Genomic DNA, 17,328 nt, shown 5'->3' with positions numbered 1-17,328 from the left:
GATGCCGGGTTAAAAAAACTGTTTCATCATAAGGGGCCTGTTATGCAGCAACAAGCCGCAATGCCAACATCCCCCAGCTACCTTTGTCATCACTTTACCAGAGAACTGGCTGAAAATCGCCTGCCGATGCGGCTATTGCCGTGCCAACCATTCGGTAACAGGCCGCCGGATATTTGGCATCCCGGAGTCCAGTGCCTCGTCAACGACCTGAGCAAGCTCGGTGATCGAGACATGGCGGATCAGATGTTTGACCGGACCGATCGAGGCTGGGCGCATCGACAACCGGCGGATGCCCAATGCCGCGAATGTCAGAGCCTCGATGGGGCGCCCCGCATCCTCGCCACAGAAGGACAGGGGAACGCGGGCATCTTCGCAGCGGGCGACGATCTGTTTAAGCAGCATCAGAAACGACGAATTCAACGTGTCATAGCGTCGGCGAACACGTTCATTTTCGCGATCCGCGGCGAAGAAGAACTGCTTCAGATCATTGCCGCCGATGGACACGAAGTCGCACATCTCAAAAAAGCGCTTGGGCGCAAAAGCCAGCGACGGCGTTTCCAGCATTGTGCCAACGCGGATGTCGCTGGGCATGTCGTGGCCCAGGCGCTGTTCGCGCGCCACTTCCTGCATCAGGATCCGGTAGGCGGCGTCATATTCTGTGATATCGGCGACAAACGGAAACATCACATGCAGAGGGCGCCCGACGGCAGCCCGGATCAGCGCCTGCAACTGCATCCGCAACACGCCGCGCTTATCCAGGCCAACGCGGATCGCCCGCCAGCCCATCGCCGGGTTCGGTTCGTCCTGCGGCTTCATATAGGGCAGAACCTTGTCCGACCCGATGTCCAGCGTGCGAAACATGACGGGCTTCTCGTGCGCATTGTCCAGCACGCGCCGATACAGCGCCGCCAGTTCAGACCTGCGCGGCACATGGTTGCGGATGAGAAATTGCAATTCCGTCCGAAAAAGACCCACGCCTTCGGCGCCTGACCCCTCGAGTGAGGGCAGATCGGCCATCAGGCCCGCATTCATGTAAAGCTGCACCGTCTCGCCACAGGTGCCGGTCGCCGGCAGATCGCGCAGGCTGGCATAGCGCGACTGTGCCTCGGCCTGCATGGCGATCTTGTCGCGAAAGGCGGCGGCAACGCTTTCTTCGGGGCGCAGGTGGACGATACCCTGATCGCCGTCGACCAGAACGGAATCACCGTTCAACGCCTCGGTCGTGATGCGGGCGGCGTGAATGACCAGCGGAATCGCCAGCGCCCGCGCGACAATGGCTGCGTGGCTGCCGACCGAGCCTTCTTCCAGCACGACACCTTTCAGCTTGCGACCGTATTCCAGCAGTTCGGCCGGACCGATATTGCGCGCCACAAGGATCGGGTTTGCGGGCATTTCCGCACCGGTGTCCACGCCCTGACCGGTCAGAATGCGCAGCAGCCGGTTCGACAGGTCGTCCAGATCATGCAGGCGGTCGCGCAAATAGGGATCGGCTGCCAGTTCCAACCGCGAGCGTGCCGAAGATTGTTCTTTTTCAACAGCAGCTTCGGCGGACAATCCCAGAAGAATGTCTTCTTCCATCCGCTTCAGCCAACTGCGCGAATGGGCGAACATCTTGTAGGTTTCCAAAACCTCCATATGTTCGCCATCGCCGACCATGGCGGCGGCGGCAAACATGGTGTCCACCGTTTCGCGCAGGCGTTCGACGCCGGCATGAAGCCGTGCCTGTTCTTTTTCGGGATCGTCACCCACGGGGTTTGCGACAACGACCCGCGGTTCATGCAGCCAGACATTGCCTTCGGAAACCCCTTCCTGACCGGTCGAGCCGCGAAACATCTGTGGAAAGCGGTGGACAAGGGGCAGGTTGTCCATCTGACTGCCCTTGAAGGCACCCAACTCGGTCATTTCGGCCAGCACCATGGCGACGACTTCCAGTCCGTAAACCTCGTCTTCGCTGAACTGGCGGGCATCGCGCGACTGGACAACCAGTACACCCAGCTTTTCACCGACGCGCTGAATGGGAACGCCCAGAAAACTGGGAAAAACCTCTTCGCCGGTTTCGGGCATGAAGCGAAAGCCGGGTTCCGATGGGGCATTGCCGGTGTTCACAAACCGCCCGGTGCGCGCCACGCGTCCAACCAGACCTTCGCCCAGACGCAGGCGAGTCCGGTGCACGGATTCCGCCCGTAACCCTTCCGTCGCGCTGAGTTCCAGCGTTTCAGCATCGCGGAACAGATAGATCGAACACACCTGTGTCCGCATCGAATCCGCAATATTATGCGTGATCTGGTCAAGCCGATCCTGCCCGCCGCCGGCGGCAGAAAGAATATCCTTGAGCCGCTTCAAAAGCGTCCGAGAATCTTGGTCCTTGCGGTCTTGCATCGCCTGGGCCTGCCTTTGCTGTCGCAATGGTCCCGCAGGGCCTGTGCCAGTGCTATGATATGCGCTGGATCAAGCCGCTTCGAGGCCAAAGGCATCATGCAGTGCCTGCACTGCCAGTTCCATATATTTGCGGTCGATCAACACCGAAATCTTGATCTCGCTGGTGGCGATGACCTTGATGTTGATGTTTTCATCAGCAAGCGCCTTGAACATATGCGCGGCGACGCCGGTATGGCTGCGCATGCCAATGCCAACGACGCTGACCTTGGCAACCTCGGTGTCCACGACCAGCTCGTCATAGGCGATAGTGCCCTTGTTTTTGGCGTCTTCCATCGCGCGTTTGGCACGCTCGACCTGATTGATCGGAACCGAAAATGTCATGTCAGTCACCGAACCGGGGTGATCTTCATAATCTTTTTCCGAGATGTTCTGGACGATCATATCGACGTTGACGCCAGCTTCGGCCAGTGGGGCAAAGATAGCGGCAGAAATGCCGGGACGATCTTCGACCGTGACCAGTGTGATCTTGGCTTCGTCGCGGGAATAGGCGACGCCGTTGACGACTTTCGATTCCATGATTTCATCCTCATCGCAAACCAGCGTGCCTGAATTTTCGTCCGTATCTTCGAACGATGATAGCACGCGCAGGCGAACCTTGTAGCGCATTGCCAGCTCGACCGAGCGCGTCTGAAGCACTTTCGCGCCAAGGCTGGCCAGTTCCAGCATCTCCTCGAACGCGATCTTTTGCAGCTTGCGCGCTTTCGAGGTGATCCGCGGGTCGGTCGTGTAGATGCCGTCCACATCGGTATAGATGTCGCAGCGTTCAGCCTCGAACGCAGCGGCAAAGGCGACGGCGGTCGTGTCCGATCCGCCACGGCCCAGCGTGGTGATGCGCCCATCCGGCGCCAGGCCCTGAAAGCCCGCGACGACGGCGACCTTGAACCCTTCGGCGAATTTCTGATCCAGATTGGCGCGCGGAATGCTTTCAAACCGGGCCGAGGAATGCTGCGCAGTGGTGTTGATGGGCACCTGCCAGCCCTGCCAACTGCGTGCGGGCACACCCATTTCCTGCAATGTCAGCGCCATCAGCCCTGCGGTGATGTTTTCACCCGAGCTGACGACTGCGTCATATTCACGCGCGTCAAACATCGGTGAGGTCTGTTCGACCCAGCCAACCAGTTCGTTGGTCTTGCCCGACATCGCGCTGACAATGACAATGACATCATAGCCGCGATCAACTTCGCGCTGCACTTTTTGTGCGGCGTTGCGGATGCGGTCCAGATCGGCGACGGACGTGCCGCCAAATTTCATCACCAGAAGCGGCATTTCGGGCCCCCAGCCTTGGCATTGTTATCGGCGGGCTTTTATGGGTGGGGGGCCGAAACCGCAAGGGGCATAGCACCATTGTCCGCAAACACTTGCGCTTCATATCGGTCACCTTGACATCTGGCGATCCTGATCGAAATTGGCGCACCGCGCGAGGGCCGGACGTTTCAGGCGTGTGAGGACGACCAGCGTCGCTGCAACCATTGTTGCGGCGAACAGCATCATGGCGGGCAACAGGCCCAGAATATCGGCAAGAACCCCGCTGACAATGACAGGCACGGAAAAGCCGGCATAGGCATAGATGAACAATCCCGCGGTTGCGCGGGCGCGATCATCCGGGGCACGTGACGAAATCTCGGCCAAGGCGGCCAGATAGGTGAAGCCATAGCTGGCGGCGCTGGTGAAACAGGTTCCGGCCAGAACCGCAGCAAGAAGATCAAAGCGCATACCGATCAGCAGGATGACAAACCCGATGGGAACAAGGCACAGCCCGACGGTCAGAGCTGCATTGTTTTTCAGTCGTTTCGCAATGGGCTGGCATAGAAATCCTGTGAAAATCGCCAGAAAGATCACCAGACCCGACCAGCTGCCCAGATCGTTGCGGGCAAGTTGCAGTGGGACAACCGCAATCGTCATGCCGGTGACGGACCATGCCAGCGCCAGCGAGATGCCGAATATCCCCGTGCCTTTCGGAAACAGCGGCATGCGGAGCAATGGTGCATTGGTATCGCGGTGTGTTTTCGGCAGTAATATGATCGCTAAGGCAAGGCAGGGCGCGACAGCAAGCAGAAGGGCAAAGCTTGCGGGAAACAGCGTCGGCCCTTGAATTCCAAGGCTGATCCCGGTCGCCAAGGCCCCTCCGCCAAAGCCCAGCGATGTGACCGATGTCACAGCCAGTGCGCTGCTTTTGGTGCGGTTGCCGCCCAGAATTTCGGTCATATAGGCTGTGCCCGCAGTGGTCGCCAACCCGGTTCCAACACCCAAAATGGCGCGGGCGATTATCAGTGTGGCCCAGCTTGGCCAGATGACCAAAATACCTGTTGCGGTCGCGCCAAGGGCCAGTGCAAGGGCGATCGGCGGCTTCCGCCCGATGCGGTTCGACAAACCGCCCAGAAACAGCAGGGTCGGCATCAATCCCGCGACATAGGCCGCAAAAGCGATGGTCACCGCTGCCGCGCCCATATCGTTCTGCGCGGCATAGGCGTCATAAAGCGGTGCCTGCAAATTGACGGCAAAGGTCACGGTGAAAAGGCACATTCCAAGAAGCGCGGCGGATATCTTGTTTGGCATTGAGTGGACCCTTTGCTGCATTCAATCTCGATTGCCACCTGGTCAGGTTTATGACAATTTTTAAATTGTCATAAATACAGGATGTGGGATGCCCGGCGCCAGATATCTGAAGTTTGCGGAAATGATATCGAACGCGATTCGCGATGGCACATTTCCACCCGGCAGCAGGCTGCCGACCCACCGGGCCTTTGCAGAGAAATTCGGGTTGGCTTTGGCAACGGCGACCCGTGTGTATCAAGAGCTGGAACGAAAGGGGTTGGTTTTGGGCGAAGCGGGCCGGGGCACCTTTGTCCGCGATCCGAATGTGCCGCCGACAGCCGGGCTGCGGCAGGACGAAACCCCGGATATGATTGACCTGATGTTCAACATGCCGGGCAACGCGGTCGACGCTGACATGCTGCGCGCCGGTTTGCGCAAACTGGCGGCGGGCGGCGATCTTGAAGCGTTATTGCGTTATCATCCGCATGGCGGACGGGCGCATGAGCGAAAGATATTCGCAGATCACCACAGTCAGATGGTCGCGCCCGCCAGGCCAGAAAACCTGTTGGTGACTTCGGGCGGGCAGCACGGGCTGTCGATTGTATGTTCAGCCCTGCTGCGCCGTGGGGATGCGGTCGCGGTTGATGCGCTGACCTATCCCGGCTTCAAATCGGTTGCAGAATTGCATGGCCTTGATCTGGTTCCAATACAACCAGTCGCAGGCGTGATGGACCCCGATGATCTGGAACGGCAAAGCCGGAGCAGGCGGCTGCGCGCCGTTTACCTGATGCCGACGGTGCACAGCCCGCTTGGCACGGTGATGGACGAGCGGACCCGGCAACGCATCGCCGATGTGGGGCGGCGGCATGATCTGATGCTGATCGAAGACGGCGCCTATGCGTTTCTGGAAACGGGCGCGCCGCCCAGCTTTCAGCATATCGCGCCCGAACGAACGATTTATATCGCGAGCTTTTCCAAAAGCCTCGCGACGGGCCTGCGCCTTGGATATGTCGTTGCACCGGACGGATGTATCGACAATCTAACAGGGGCGATCAGGGCGACAATCTGGAACGCACCGGCCGTGATTTCCGGTCTGGTGACTGGCTGGATCGAAGATGGCACGCTTGCCGAATCCATGGAACGCCGCCGGCGTGATGGTGCCGCACGACGACGCCTGTGCCGTGAGGTGTTCGGCGACGATATCATGGCACACCCGAATGCCGCATTTGCATGGCTGCCGCTGATACCCGGACTGCGGGCCGAACCGATCATCGCAAAATTACGAAAGGGGGGAATCTCAATCTCGGGCGCCGAAGCTTTTGCCACGACCATGGCGGTGCCGCAGGCATTGCGGCTGGCTTTCGGCGGGATAGAATTGGAAACTTTACCGCGAATTTTCAGACAGATACATGAAATAACCGCTGCGGCCAAAATATCCGGGCGTATCAGTTCGCCTTCTGGCGGGGCGTAAAGGGCAGGGGGGCGACGGGAACGCCTTCCTCGATCAGTTTCTTGGCCTCCTCGGGCTTGGCCTCGCCGTGAATTGCACGGCTGGGGCTGCGGCCTTCGTGCATTGCGCGCGCCTCATCCGCGAATTTCAGGCCGACATAATCCGAATTGGCTTCGACATGCTTGCGCAACTGATCCAGGGCTGCTTCCATGCGGTTTTGTGGTTCGGTCAATGGCGCTGCCCCGGCTTTGGTTTTCGAGGGAACGGATGGCGCCATCAAGGTTTTCTGCACATTCGATGTGCCACACAACGCACATGTGTTCTGGCCGGCCTTCTGCATCGCCTCGAACGCCTCGGACGAGCGGAACCAGCCGTCGAAATCATGTCCATTGTCGCAGCGCAACGAATAGCGGATCATGGGGTCACCTTACTGAACATAGACATTATATCGTGTCAGACCGCGCGCTTCGCAAGATCGCGCAGGGCGGTGACCAGTCCGTCGGGCGCCCCAACCCGCTGGTCCAGCACGTTACGCCCGGCATGACCCATTGCCCGGATGCGCGCAGGCTGGGCCAGAATCTCTGCAAGTGATGTTTGCAGGGAATCAACCGTGACTTGCCGGGCCGCATCTGCAGCGGTCAACGCGGCATAGGCATCCGGGAAATTGCTGACATGCGGACCGTAGAGGATCGCGCATTGATAGGCGGCTGGCTCCCACGGGGTATGGCCACCCCGATCGTTCAACGAGCCTCCGACAAAGCACAGGCCCGCCGCTGCATACCAGCGCGCCATCTCACCCAATGTATCAACCAGCAAGACCGGCCCGTCTTCTGCGCCCTGCGACCGTCGGATGACGGGCAATCCACGCTGTTCGATCAGGTTGGCGACCTCATCGCCGCGCTTTGGATGGCGGATCGCAAGGATCAGTCGTAAATCCGAATGCTGTTTTCGGGCCTCGACAAAGGCATCCAAAAACACCTGCTCCTCACCCTCATGCGTCGAGGCGGCCAGAAAGGTCATATCGCGCGCGGCGCTGTCGACGGGGGGCGATATCTGCGCCGGGCCAAGAAGCTTCAGGTCCAGTTTGGGCAGAATTGCTGCGGGGCGCGCACCAAGACGCAGCAATCGTTCTTCGCTGAGGGCATCTTGGGCGGACAAGGCTTCAACACGTTCAAGAATCGGCCGGATGAGGCGCGGAAATCGCCCCCAGTTTCCGGCCGATTTGGCTGACATTCGCGCACCGATCATGGTCTGGGGTATTCCGCGCCGTGCTAATTCGCGGGATCGCAGCGGCCAAAATTCGCCTTCGATGGTAACCTGAAGACGCGGGTGGACGGCATTCAGAAACCGCTGCATCGTGCCGGGCAGATCCATCGGTGCAAGCCGCGCGGCAAGACCCCAGCCTGTAACCATCTGGCGTGCCGTTTCGGTATTTGTTGTGACGAGCACGCTGAAATCACGGGCAAGGTCTTCGATGATCGTCCGCGCTGATGTCAGTTCACCCACGGATGCGCCGTGAATCCAGATGTCAGCGGCCACGGGCCGCGCGTCCATGACCAACCTTTCCCGCAAGGCATCCTGTCCGCCCAGCGTTGATTGCAAGCGCAGAAGTGGTTCAGCCAGTCGGGTCAATGCGCTGTAGATCATCCCTGCCTCTGCCGCCGATCTGTTTTCGCAGCTATATAGGCGCATGCCGGCAATGCAAACGATCGCGGGCCGCGCCATGCGCAGGCGATGACGCAGGAAAGTCGTCATTGGAAGCGGCTTTCACCTCCTTGCCTATGCAACGAATAGAGATCGCTTGGCTTCTTTATGAATCGCCAGATCACTTCTGGATCCGGTGCTTCACAACCCGCGTCTGCGGTTGGTTCAGCCACTGTGGCACCTTGAAAACCCGTGCTTGAGGGAAAGCCGTCGGACAGGCACGCGTCAAGCGACACCCGTAATGATTTTATATGGGAAATTCTTTGGAGGCGGGTACCGGAATCGAACCGGTCTTCACGGATTTGCAATCCGGTGCGTAACCTCTCCGCCAACCCGCCGCCGTCGAAGGTTGCCATCGCATAATGGATCGGCCGCGGCCTTGCAAGTCGAGAACGACTGCCGTTGCCCATGTCGGTGAATCATGGCAATAAAACTCAAAGCAAACCGCAGAGGTTCCCGACATGACCGATTTCGCCGCACGGCGCACGATGATGGTGGACACGCAGGTTCGTCCCAACGATGTGACGAAGTTCACCGTTATCGAGGCGATGTTGACGATTCCACGCGAAGATTTTGTTCCTGCGGCCCGTCGTGCCGTCGCTTATTCCGGCGAAAACCTTGATATCGGGAATGGGCGCGTGCTGTTAGAGCCGCGCACCCTGGCCAAGATGGTCGATGCGCTGGACATTCAGCCAAATGAACTGGTCCTGGATCTGGGCTGTGGTTTGGGCTATTCAGCCGCCGTCATCGCGCGGATGGCCGAAGCCGTTGTCGCCATTGAAGACGATGACGACCTGGTGGCCGAGGCGGAAACCCGGCTGGCGGAAGCGGGTGTTTTCAATGCCGCCGTCTTGTCGGCCAGACTGACGGATGGCGCCCCGGATCAAGGGCCCTACGATGTTGTGATGATCGAAGGCGCGGTTGAAGACGTGCCCGAAACCATCGTCGACCAACTGAAAGAAGGTGGTCGGATTGCCGCCCTGTTTGTTGAAGGTAAATTGGGCGTCGTGCGCCTTGGGTATAAACTGAACGACCGGATCAACTGGCGCTATGCGTTCAACGCGAATGCACCGCTGCTGCCCGGGTTTACACGGGAACGGGGGTTCAGCCTATGATGTTGTCTTTGCGTAAATTTGCCATTGCTGCAACGCTTGGCCTTGGCATGGCCATTCCCGCCAATGCCGACTCGTTGGCGGATGCGATGGTGGCGGCGTATCGCCATTCTGCGCTGATGGATCAGAACCGCGCCGTTCTGCGCGCCGCGGACGAAGATGTCGCGGCCGCAATCGCCGAATTACGTCCGGTATTGCAATGGGTTGCCAGCCATACCGTGTCGAAAGGCGAAGCTGCGTTTCGGACCGCGACCGGCATTGATACCGATTATATTACCAGACGCACCAGCACCGTTCAGCTTGCTGCCGAAATGACCCTGTATGATTGGGGGCGTTCGGCACTGGCGATTGATGGCGCGAAAGAGCAGGTTCTGGCAACGCGTCAGGCGCTGGTCTCGGTCGAGCAGGATGTCATTCTGGCGGCGGCAACGGCCTTCTTCCAGGTGCGTTCGGCGATGGAGCAGGTCGAGCTGCAACAAAATTCGGTTCAGGTGTTGTCACGTGAACGTCAGGCGGCGCAGGATCGCTTTGACGTTGGCGAAATTACCGTCACCGATGTGGCACAGGCTGATGCGCAACTTGCCGCCACGCAGGCAACCCTGGTTTCGGCGCAAGGCGATCTGGAAATCGCGCGTGAAGGATATCTGGCGGCAACTGGCCGTCCAGGCACGAATCTGGATACGCCGCCCGCCTTGCCTGCATTGCCGGCCTCTCTGGATGCCGCGCGACAATTGGCGCAGCGCAACCATCCGGTGATCAAGCAGTATCAACGTCAGGCTGCTGCGGCTGAAATCGGCGTTGCAGCCGCCGCGGCCGAGCGGAACCCCAACCTTAGCGCAAATGCCGGGGTTGGCGTGACGCGCAGTCTGGATACGGTGACTGGCGACTACGAGAATCGGAATAGTGCTTCTGTCGGTCTGGAGCTGAGCCAGACGATTTATTCCGGTGGCCGCCTGCCAGCGGCTCATCGCAAAGCAATGGCCCAGCGGGATCAGGCACGCGCTGTGCTGCTGAATGCGTCGCGCCAGGTCAATCAGGCTGTTGGTGAAGCCTGGGCGAATATCGACGTTTCACGGGCCGAAATTCGCGCGATCGATCAACAGATTTCCGCCGCACAACAGGCCTATGATGGCGTTCGCGAAGAAGCGTTGTTGGGCGCGCGCACGACATTGGACGTTCTGGATGCGGAGCAATCGCTGCTAGAGGCGCGAGCCGATAAAATTACGGCACAAGCCAATCAGCAGTTAGCACATTATCAACTTCTGTCCGCTATGGGTTTGTTGACGGTAGAACACCTGAAACTGGGAATTCCGACCTATGACCCTTCGCAGTATTACAATGCCGTGCGCGATGCGCCGCATACAAGTAAACAAGGCCGCGATCTGGATCGCGTCCTGCGGGCAATCGGCCGCAATTAAGATCCTGAACAAGCGGGGGCACCATGGCTGATCCCCGCTTGTCACAATCCGCAACGCGCCTGTCGGAAGATATCGGCGACGTTCTGTCAGCCATCCGCCGCATGATCGCCGAGGATGAGGCGCTCAACTCGACCCGCGATAGATTGCGGGCGGAACGCGATGCGCTTGATTCGCTGATCCACTCTGACACCTTGCACGAAGATGCGGGTGAATTTCTGGCCCGCCGTTATGGTGGCAATGCAGCCTTGGCCCGTAAAATGGTGGGTGCAACCGATCCGCGCCCCGCGAATGTGATCGAGGAAAGCTGGCCGCTTGGCGACAGCGCAAATGCCTCTGACGCCGCGCGACCAAAGCAGGTTCTGCGGCATGGGCAGTTTGACGCAAGAACCGCTGATCCGTCTGCGATCCATGCAACGGTGGCGCCCGCCAACGACACTGCTCCGCTAAGGCTGGAACAGCGGGTGCAGCAGCCAGAACCGACCGGTGACATCACACCGAAACGAGGCGGCTGGCGATCGTGGATCCGCAGCGAACCGCGCAAGTCGCTGGATACGGCAGCGAAACAGGCGATCGAAGACAGCCCGAATGTCGAGATTGTCCTGACATCTGCCGCACAAGAGTTCGAGGGGCTGGTTGACGATGACTCGGACTTCGCCGAGGCGTTTGACTGGAAATCACGGATGCGGCCTGAACTGCCGACAACGGCGGCAAGCCTGCCTGTCGATACGTCGCCGCAAATGTCCGCGGATGACGAGGACGACAAGGCTTCGTCCCTGATCACCGAAGTGGATGCAGGGCAGGGCATCGCCGAGGACGAGGTTGAAGCATCGCCACCGCAGTTGAATGCAGATGATCCTGCCCTTCGCGATCTTCTGCGCGAGATCATCCAGGAAGAACTGCAAGGTGAGATGGGCCAGCGGTTTTCCAGCAATCTTCGCGCCGTCATTCGGCGTGAAGTGGCGACGGTAATCGATCAGCACCTGGACCGGTTCTGAGCCAAGCACTGTTCTTCCATTCCGGGACAGGCAGCACATCAGCCAGGGCACTTTGGCTGATGTGTTTTTTTTAACACGGCCCAGCGGACGGTGTCACGCGCCCCTGCAAGCGATTTCCGTTCACGGTTCACCTCTGTAGCCTCTTGCCCCGTCTGTGCGGCAGTGGTCTATGTAGGGTATGAAAAAGTCCGATAATCCCGCCGATCCTTTCAAGAAAGCTTTGTCCGAAGCGACCCGTGCGCTGGCGGATGAACACGAGTTGAACGTGACGTTCAGCGCCGATCCGTCGGGCGTGTCCGGCGATACGATGCGTTTGCCGCAGGTCAGCCGTCGTATGACGCGGGATGAGATCTTGTTGGCGCGGGGCACTGCCGATGCCTTGGCGATGAGGCTGCGTCATCACGATGCGGGCACCCACGCAAAATTTGCCCCCGCCGGGCCGATGGCGCGCGAATTGTATGAGGCGCTTGAAACCGCGCGGGTCGAAGCGTTGGGCGCGCGCGATATGCCGGGTGCGCTGTCAAATATCGACGCCAAGATCGGTTCTGATGCCGACAAGAAAGGCTATGGCCAGATCAAGGCAGCTGCCGACGCGCCGCTGTCTGTGGCTGCGGGATATCTGGTTCGTCAGGCCGCGACGGGGCGTGCATTGCCGGCCGCTGCACAGCATGTCGCAGATTTGTGGCGCCCCTTTGTCGAACAGCAGGCCGGAGACGCGCTGGCCAATGTCAGCGAAGTTCTGGCGGATCAGGCGGCCTTTGCGCGTTTGTCGCGTCAGGTCATCAGTGATCTGGGCTATGCCGACCAGCTGGGCGACGATCCCGAAGACCCGCAAGATGACGATGCCGAGGATAACGCCGAACAGGACGAAGAATCCGGCGATAATCAATCGCGGGAAGAGGATGAAGGCGAAGACGCCGAAGCCTCGCCCGAGCGCAGTCAGGAGCAGACGCAGGACGAACGGCAAGCGCAAGTCAGCATGGATGATCAGTCCGAGGATGAACTGAGCGACGAAGCGGAAATGCCGGAATCCGAGACACCCCCGGATATTCCGCCGCCGGTCAGTGACGCATCGGCGGATTACAAGGTCTTTACGCAGGAATGGGATGAGGAGATCCGGGCAGAAGATCTGGCCGATCCGGCAGAATTGGAACGCCTGCGAGCCTATCTGGACAAACAGCTTGAACCGCTGCGGGGCGCGGTCAGTCGCCTGGCGAACAAGTTGCAGCGGCGTTTGCTGGCACAGCAGAACCGCAGTTGGGAGTTTGACAAGGAAGAAGGCGTGCTGGATGCGGGCCGTCTTGCGCGTGTTGTCGCAAATCCGACCACACCGCTGAGTTTCAAGGTCGAAAAGGATACCGAGTTTCGCGATACGGTCGTGACGCTGCTGATCGACAATTCCGGCTCGATGCGCGGCCGCCCGATCTCGATTGCGGCCATCTGTGCCGACGTCTTGGCACGCACGCTGGAACGGAGTTCGGTCAAGGTCGAAATCCTTGGCTTTACAACGCGCGCCTGGAAAGGCGGCCAAGCGCGAGAGGCCTGGTTGCAGGCGGGACGTCCGGCCCAGCCCGGTCGTCTGAATGATCTGCGGCACATTATTTATAAGGCTGCGGATGCGCCTTGGCGGCGGGTGCGACCGAACCTTGGCCTGATGATGAAGGAAGGCCTGCTGAAGGAAAACATCGATGGTGAGGCGCTGGAATGGGCGCATCGCCGTCTGGTCAAGCGGCCAGAGGCGCGCAAGATCCTGATGGTGATTTCCGATGGGGCGCCCGTTGATGATTCGACGTTGTCGGTGAACCCGGCCAATTATCTGGAAAAACACCTGCGCGATGTGATCGCGATGGTCGAACGCAAGAAGGCGGTCGAACTGCTGGCCATCGGGATTGGCCATGATGTGACGCGTTATTACGAACGCGCCGTGACCATTACGGATGCCGAACAGCTTGCCGGTGCGATTACCGAACAACTGGCGGCGCTGTTTGACAGCGATCCACGCAAACGGGCGCGGGTTCTGGGAATGTCGGCGATGCGGCGTGCCTAGTGCCGTCCGCTTGGCTCCGCAGTGTCAGCCGTGTTCCTCGGCCGCAGTCTCTGTCAGCGCCTGATTTAGCGCGCGCAATGCGTCGATGTGATAGACCACGCCGATAATTTCGGGATCGGATACCGGCTCGTCCGGGTCAGTTGGGGATTCTGGCGGGCGGATGACCGGCAGGAACGCGGCTCCGGTTCGATCAAATTCGCGCAATGCCTGATCCAACGGGGTGCCTTCGAGCAGGGCGTGACCATCGGCAACCAGATTGCGAACCAGATCCGGGGCGGGGGCATTCGCGGCGTCAACTGGGCGCAGGATCGCCGTGATGCGCATTTTCTGCGGCAACCAGACCTGAGGCCCTTCGGCGATACGCACACCGCGATTTTCAAGCTGCGTCAGAAAGAAAGACCGCCGCACCAGACGCGACGCAAGGGCGGAGCTGAGCGATACAGCCGTCATCACCGCGATCCCCGTTTGCCAGTCGCCAGTCATTTCAAACACGATCATCGCCGTTGAAATCGGTGCACCAAGAATGGCTGCGCCAACAGCGCCCATCCCCGCAAAGGCGTATAGGTTCACCGTGCCGGACAAGTCTGGCAGGGCCGAGGTGGCGATGATGCCAAACGCCAGCCCGGTCAACGACCCCATCACCAGTGCGGGTGAAAAGACCCCGCCCCCCATGCGACCGCCAAGTGTGATTGCTACAGCGACGGCCTTGACCAAGGCGAAGACGATCGCGGCCAGCAGGCCGATCTGTCCGGATAAGGCAGCCTCTGTCGTTTCATATCCGACGCCGATGATATGGGGGAAGGGAATTGCGATCGCGCCCAGCAGCAGCCCGGCGATGGCGGGACGTGACCACCGTGGCCAGCCGATTTTGCCCATGACCCATGTGCCCACACGATCCGCGCGAAAGATTGCGGACATCATCGCGACAGCGACCAGTGCGGATAAAAGGCCCAGCAGCATGAAGGCCGGCAGCTCGATATAAAAGGCAAGGCTCATTGCCTGGGGCAGGGTGAATTCGGTGAGGCCGCCAAACTCCAACCGGTTGATGACGGTTCCTGCCACTGCGGCAATGGCGATGGGCGCGAAGGAATGGATCGCGAAATGGCGCAGGATGACCTCGTGCGCGAAAAGCGCCCCGGCAATCGGCGCGTTGAAGCTTGCGGCGACGGCGCCTGCGACAGCGCAGCCCAACAGGTTGCGCCCCGTCATCGGGCTGGCCTTGATGCGGGTCGCCACAGCGGTCGAGATCACGCCGGCAAGGTGGACGACTGGTCCTTCGCGACCCGAGCTGCCCCCGGTGCCCAGCGTGATCAGCGATGCTGCTGCCGATGCCAGGCCTTCGCGCATTTCCACGCGCCCGCCTTCCAGCGCGGCGCCCTCGATCACATCGGCGACTGCGCGAACGCGCCCATCAGGGGTAAAACGATCAAGGATCACGCCGACGACCAGGCCGCCGATGACAGGGACGATCAACACCCAGTACCACGGCAGACCTTGCGCCATACTGGCCAGCGTCAGATCGTCCGCCCCATAGATCATCCGTTGCAGGGCGGCGATGCCGAGGCGAAAGCCCAAGGCAGCAAAACCCGCGCCGACCCCGATCAACAGCGCCAAGAGCCAGAACTGGATCTGGTTGGGGCCACGGGTTCGCATGATCTTCAGGGCGGTGTTGCCGCGGTCACGGCAATATTGCCAGCCTTTACCGATCCATGACGAATGCGCCGTGGTTTTCTGCGGTGAGTTCTCGATGCGTTCGCCGTTCATCGCTGACCTGTCCCTGCGGCCAGCGGATCACAGTTCGGGCTGCGGGTCCAGCATCAGGGGCAAGGATTTTCGCAGTAACTTCATGCCACCGGGCGCCCAGCCCAATGCGCGCAGCGCGTCACAACGAAGGACGCTAAGCGTCGCATCATCCGCGCGGGCGGGCAGGGCATTTCTGCAGCCGGTCAGATTGGCGAATTCGGCCAGAAGGTCGTGTCGATCAAGGATCAGATCGCTGGCATTCGCAATCCGTGGCGGTCCGGGCGTTTTCAGCAGCGACACTATGGCAGCGGCCAAATCATCGCCGTGCAATTCAGTTGCGACACGCGGTGTTACGGGCTTGTTGGCAAGATAGTCTGCGAACAGGCTGCGCCATTTATGCGCCGGGCCGGGGCCGTATACCCCCGTCGCGCGCAGGGCTGTTGTCAGTATTCCTTGTTCGGCAAGCTGTTGCAGGTGAGTTTCGGCCAGCGCCTTGACCTGACCATAAAGACTGGACGGTCGTGCAGGCAGATCATCCGTCAGGACTGTGCCCGGTGGATAGCCGTCGTGAACCGCGCGCGAGGACAGAAAGACAATGCGGGGAACGCCGCTCTGTGCAGCGGCGTCGAACAGGCGTGTTGACCCGTCCAGATTGAGACGTCGAAACCCTGCGGCGTCACCTCCCTCTCCGCCTCGATAACGGCCGGGGATATGGGCGAAAGCGCAGTGGATCAGGGCGTCGTAGCCGCCAAGATCGGGCGCGTCGCCCAGATGGTAGCCGTTATCGCGACCGAACACGGTGACATGATGGCCCGCATCTTGTGCAGCCGTCAGGACAAAGCCGCCGACGATGCCCGATGCTCCGGTCAGGGCGATGCGCATCAGGCGGCGGGGCGTTCCTGGGCCGACAGATCGGGCACGGGCTGGCCTTTGGCAATGGCCTTCCACAGGTCGATCAGGGGGCGCAGCAGGTGCACCTTGTCATGGTCGGACCACGGCTTTTCATACTGGAAATGCAGGATGCGAATGTCGTCCCAACTCCACAATTCCGGCATCTTGAACCAGACATATTGCAGCATGTTGTGATGGATCGACAGGCCATGCCAGTCTGGGAAATAATCCTGCAGAAACGTTTGATCGGTGCGGCGCCAGAACACGCCGGGTCGGTCCAGCCGGTCCAGCATGTCGCGATAGGTGGTCGGGTCGGGCCGCGCGGTAAAGACGCCCGAGTTCATGCGGTGAAACCCGTCCAGCCCGTCATAAACATTCGGAGCGGCGCAGAATTCGGGCAGTTGGAACAGCTTGTCCACCGGGCGCAGAACGATGGCATCCGCGTCGATGAAAACGCAGCGCTCATAATCCAACTGCCACAAGCGCAGCTTGATGAAATTATCCAGCGGGGTGTGGAAGGCGGGTTTGCCACCACGTGTATAGGCCGCGCGGGCATGCAAGGCGTCGCGGGCATGGGTCTGATCAAAGGCTTGCGAGGTTGGCAGCAGATCGGCCGCCACCAGCCTTGCGCCAAGCGCGCGCAGCCGGGCCAGGTGCGGTGCCTCTAATCCCCGATGCATCACCACCAGGTCGGCAGGGGTCCTGGTCAGCGCCAGCGACCTCAGCAACGCCTCGGCACCGGGCATGTAGGCGCTGTTGCTGACCAGCGTGACAAAAGCGTGGTCCGACCGGGCAGGACCATCGGCCAGAAGGCCGTCAGGAAGGGTCTGTGCGCCGCGCTTTGATGCCGGATGCAGTGGGGAAATCCGGTTGCTGTTCATGAGCCGTCCTGCCTTGGGTCGCGCTTTGTGATGGTTTGGACCACATCACTATGGCGTTTTCGTGACCAGTTGATGACAGAAGTGGAAGGGGTTTGCCAAGTGCCCGGTTCCGA

13 protein-coding genes and 1 tRNA gene are annotated in these 17,328 nt (G+C 60.2%); 5 read left to right on the top strand and 9 right to left on the bottom strand.

The features are described 5' to 3' along the window. Positions 1-132: 132 nt before the first annotated feature. From ptsP to H4P12_RS11380, 3 genes are all read right to left on the bottom strand, one after another. The gene (gene ptsP / locus H4P12_RS11390) at positions 133-2,379 is read right to left on the bottom strand and encodes a phosphoenolpyruvate--protein phosphotransferase (protein ID WP_187793785.1); all 2,247 of its coding nucleotides are present in this window, start codon (positions 2,377-2,379) and stop codon (positions 133-135) included. Positions 2,380-2,448: 69 nt separating this feature from the next. Then, positions 2,449-3,705: an aspartate kinase gene (locus H4P12_RS11385; protein WP_187793784.1), complete on the bottom strand. Its 1,257-nt coding sequence runs from the start codon at positions 3,703-3,705 to the stop codon at positions 2,449-2,451. 108 nt (positions 3,706-3,813) lie between these two features. Continuing rightward, the gene (locus H4P12_RS11380; RefSeq protein WP_246449252.1) at positions 3,814-4,962 is read right to left on the bottom strand and encodes an MFS transporter; all 1,149 of its coding nucleotides are present in this window, start codon (positions 4,960-4,962) and stop codon (positions 3,814-3,816) included. 121 nt (positions 4,963-5,083) lie between these two features. On the opposite strand from H4P12_RS11380, the gene H4P12_RS11375 reads away from it, so the two are divergent. Then, complete coding sequence (locus tag H4P12_RS11375; protein WP_187793782.1) at positions 5,084-6,445, top strand: aminotransferase-like domain-containing protein; 1,362 nt, start codon at positions 5,084-5,086, stop codon at positions 6,443-6,445. Here the strand turns inward: H4P12_RS11375 and H4P12_RS11370 are convergent. The 3 genes from H4P12_RS11370 to H4P12_RS11360 form a co-directional block, all read right to left on the bottom strand. Further along, positions 6,420-6,842, bottom strand: a complete 423-nt coding sequence (locus H4P12_RS11370; protein ID WP_187793781.1) for a DUF1178 family protein — start codon at positions 6,840-6,842, stop codon at positions 6,420-6,422. The genes H4P12_RS11375 and H4P12_RS11370 overlap by 26 nt on opposite strands. A 35-nt stretch (positions 6,843-6,877) precedes the next feature. After that, positions 6,878-8,116, bottom strand: coding sequence for a 3-deoxy-D-manno-octulosonic acid transferase (locus H4P12_RS11365; RefSeq protein WP_246449250.1), 1,239 nt, complete (start codon positions 8,114-8,116; stop codon positions 6,878-6,880). A 276-nt stretch (positions 8,117-8,392) separates the two neighbouring features. Beyond that, a tRNA-Cys gene (locus H4P12_RS11360) sits at positions 8,393-8,466 on the bottom strand. Between the two features lie 123 nt (positions 8,467-8,589). Here H4P12_RS11360 and H4P12_RS11355 point away from each other — a divergent pair. The 4 genes from H4P12_RS11355 to cobT all read left to right on the top strand — a co-directional run bounded on the left by H4P12_RS11355 (position 8,590) and on the right by cobT (position 13,700). Next, positions 8,590-9,243, top strand: a complete 654-nt coding sequence (locus H4P12_RS11355) for a protein-L-isoaspartate O-methyltransferase family protein (RefSeq protein ID WP_187793780.1) — start codon at positions 8,590-8,592, stop codon at positions 9,241-9,243. After that, positions 9,243-10,658: a TolC family outer membrane protein gene (locus H4P12_RS11350; protein WP_187793993.1), complete on the top strand. Its 1,416-nt coding sequence runs from the start codon at positions 9,243-9,245 to the stop codon at positions 10,656-10,658. Before H4P12_RS11355 ends, H4P12_RS11350 begins: the two co-directional genes overlap by 1 nt. A 23-nt stretch (positions 10,659-10,681) precedes the next feature. Beyond that, positions 10,682-11,653, top strand: coding sequence for a hypothetical protein (locus H4P12_RS11345; RefSeq protein WP_187793779.1), 972 nt, complete (start codon positions 10,682-10,684; stop codon positions 11,651-11,653). 178 nt (positions 11,654-11,831) lie between these two features. Beyond that, positions 11,832-13,700 (top strand): cobaltochelatase subunit CobT, encoded by a 1,869-nt coding sequence (cobT, locus tag H4P12_RS11340; protein ID WP_187793778.1) that lies wholly within the window; start codon positions 11,832-11,834, stop codon positions 13,698-13,700. A gap of 24 nt (positions 13,701-13,724) precedes the next feature. Here the strand turns inward: cobT and H4P12_RS11335 are convergent, their stop codons facing one another. The 3 genes from H4P12_RS11335 to H4P12_RS11325 are packed head-to-tail and all read right to left on the bottom strand — an operon-like array spanning position 13,725 to position 17,215. Then, positions 13,725-15,464: a chloride channel protein gene (locus H4P12_RS11335; RefSeq protein ID WP_187793777.1), complete on the bottom strand. Its 1,740-nt coding sequence runs from the start codon at positions 15,462-15,464 to the stop codon at positions 13,725-13,727. Between the two features lie 27 nt (positions 15,465-15,491). After that, positions 15,492-16,325: an NAD-dependent epimerase/dehydratase family protein gene (locus H4P12_RS11330; protein ID WP_187793776.1), complete on the bottom strand. Its 834-nt coding sequence runs from the start codon at positions 16,323-16,325 to the stop codon at positions 15,492-15,494. Further along, the gene (locus tag H4P12_RS11325) at positions 16,325-17,215 is read right to left on the bottom strand and encodes a glycosyltransferase (RefSeq protein ID WP_187793775.1); all 891 of its coding nucleotides are present in this window, start codon (positions 17,213-17,215) and stop codon (positions 16,325-16,327) included. Before H4P12_RS11325 ends, H4P12_RS11330 begins: the two co-directional genes overlap by 1 nt. Positions 17,216-17,328 lie beyond the last annotated feature (113 nt).

This window comes from Paracoccus amoyensis, assembly GCF_014490725.1.
GTDB classification, from domain to species: domain Bacteria; phylum Pseudomonadota; class Alphaproteobacteria; order Rhodobacterales; family Rhodobacteraceae; genus Paracoccus; species Paracoccus amoyensis.
The sequence above is the reverse complement of the archived record's forward strand: the minus strand, read 5'-3'. Positions and strand labels throughout refer to the sequence as shown.

What these genes read in the sequence shown, in the direction of transcription:
- H4P12_RS11375 (WP_187793782.1), top strand. Translation starts at nt 5,084, where the DNA reads ATGCCCGGCGCCAGATATCTGAAGTTTGCGGAAATGATATCGAACGCG.
- cobT (WP_187793778.1), top strand. Translation starts at nt 11,832, where the DNA reads ATGAAAAAGTCCGATAATCCCGCCGATCCTTTCAAGAAAGCTTTGTCC.
- ptsP (WP_187793785.1), bottom strand. Translation starts at nt 2,379, where the DNA reads ATGCAAGACCGCAAGGACCAAGATTCTCGGACGCTTTTGAAGCGGCTC.
- H4P12_RS11335 (WP_187793777.1), bottom strand. Translation starts at nt 15,464, where the DNA reads ATGAACGGCGAACGCATCGAGAACTCACCGCAGAAAACCACGGCGCAT.
- H4P12_RS11385 (WP_187793784.1), bottom strand. Translation starts at nt 3,705, where the DNA reads ATGCCGCTTCTGGTGATGAAATTTGGCGGCACGTCCGTCGCCGATCTG.
- H4P12_RS11345 (WP_187793779.1), top strand. Translation starts at nt 10,682, where the DNA reads ATGGCTGATCCCCGCTTGTCACAATCCGCAACGCGCCTGTCGGAAGAT.
- H4P12_RS11355 (WP_187793780.1), top strand. Translation starts at nt 8,590, where the DNA reads ATGACCGATTTCGCCGCACGGCGCACGATGATGGTGGACACGCAGGTT.
- H4P12_RS11325 (WP_187793775.1), bottom strand. Translation starts at nt 17,215, where the DNA reads ATGAACAGCAACCGGATTTCCCCACTGCATCCGGCATCAAAGCGCGGC.
- H4P12_RS11330 (WP_187793776.1), bottom strand. Translation starts at nt 16,325, where the DNA reads ATGCGCATCGCCCTGACCGGAGCATCGGGCATCGTCGGCGGCTTTGTC.
- H4P12_RS11365 (WP_246449250.1), bottom strand. Translation starts at nt 8,116, where the DNA reads ATGCGCCTATATAGCTGCGAAAACAGATCGGCGGCAGAGGCAGGGATG.
- H4P12_RS11380 (WP_246449252.1), bottom strand. Translation starts at nt 4,962, where the DNA reads ATGTGCCTTTTCACCGTGACCTTTGCCGTCAATTTGCAGGCACCGCTT.
- H4P12_RS11370 (WP_187793781.1), bottom strand. Translation starts at nt 6,842, where the DNA reads ATGATCCGCTATTCGTTGCGCTGCGACAATGGACATGATTTCGACGGC.
- H4P12_RS11350 (WP_187793993.1), top strand. Translation starts at nt 9,243, where the DNA reads ATGTTGTCTTTGCGTAAATTTGCCATTGCTGCAACGCTTGGCCTTGGC.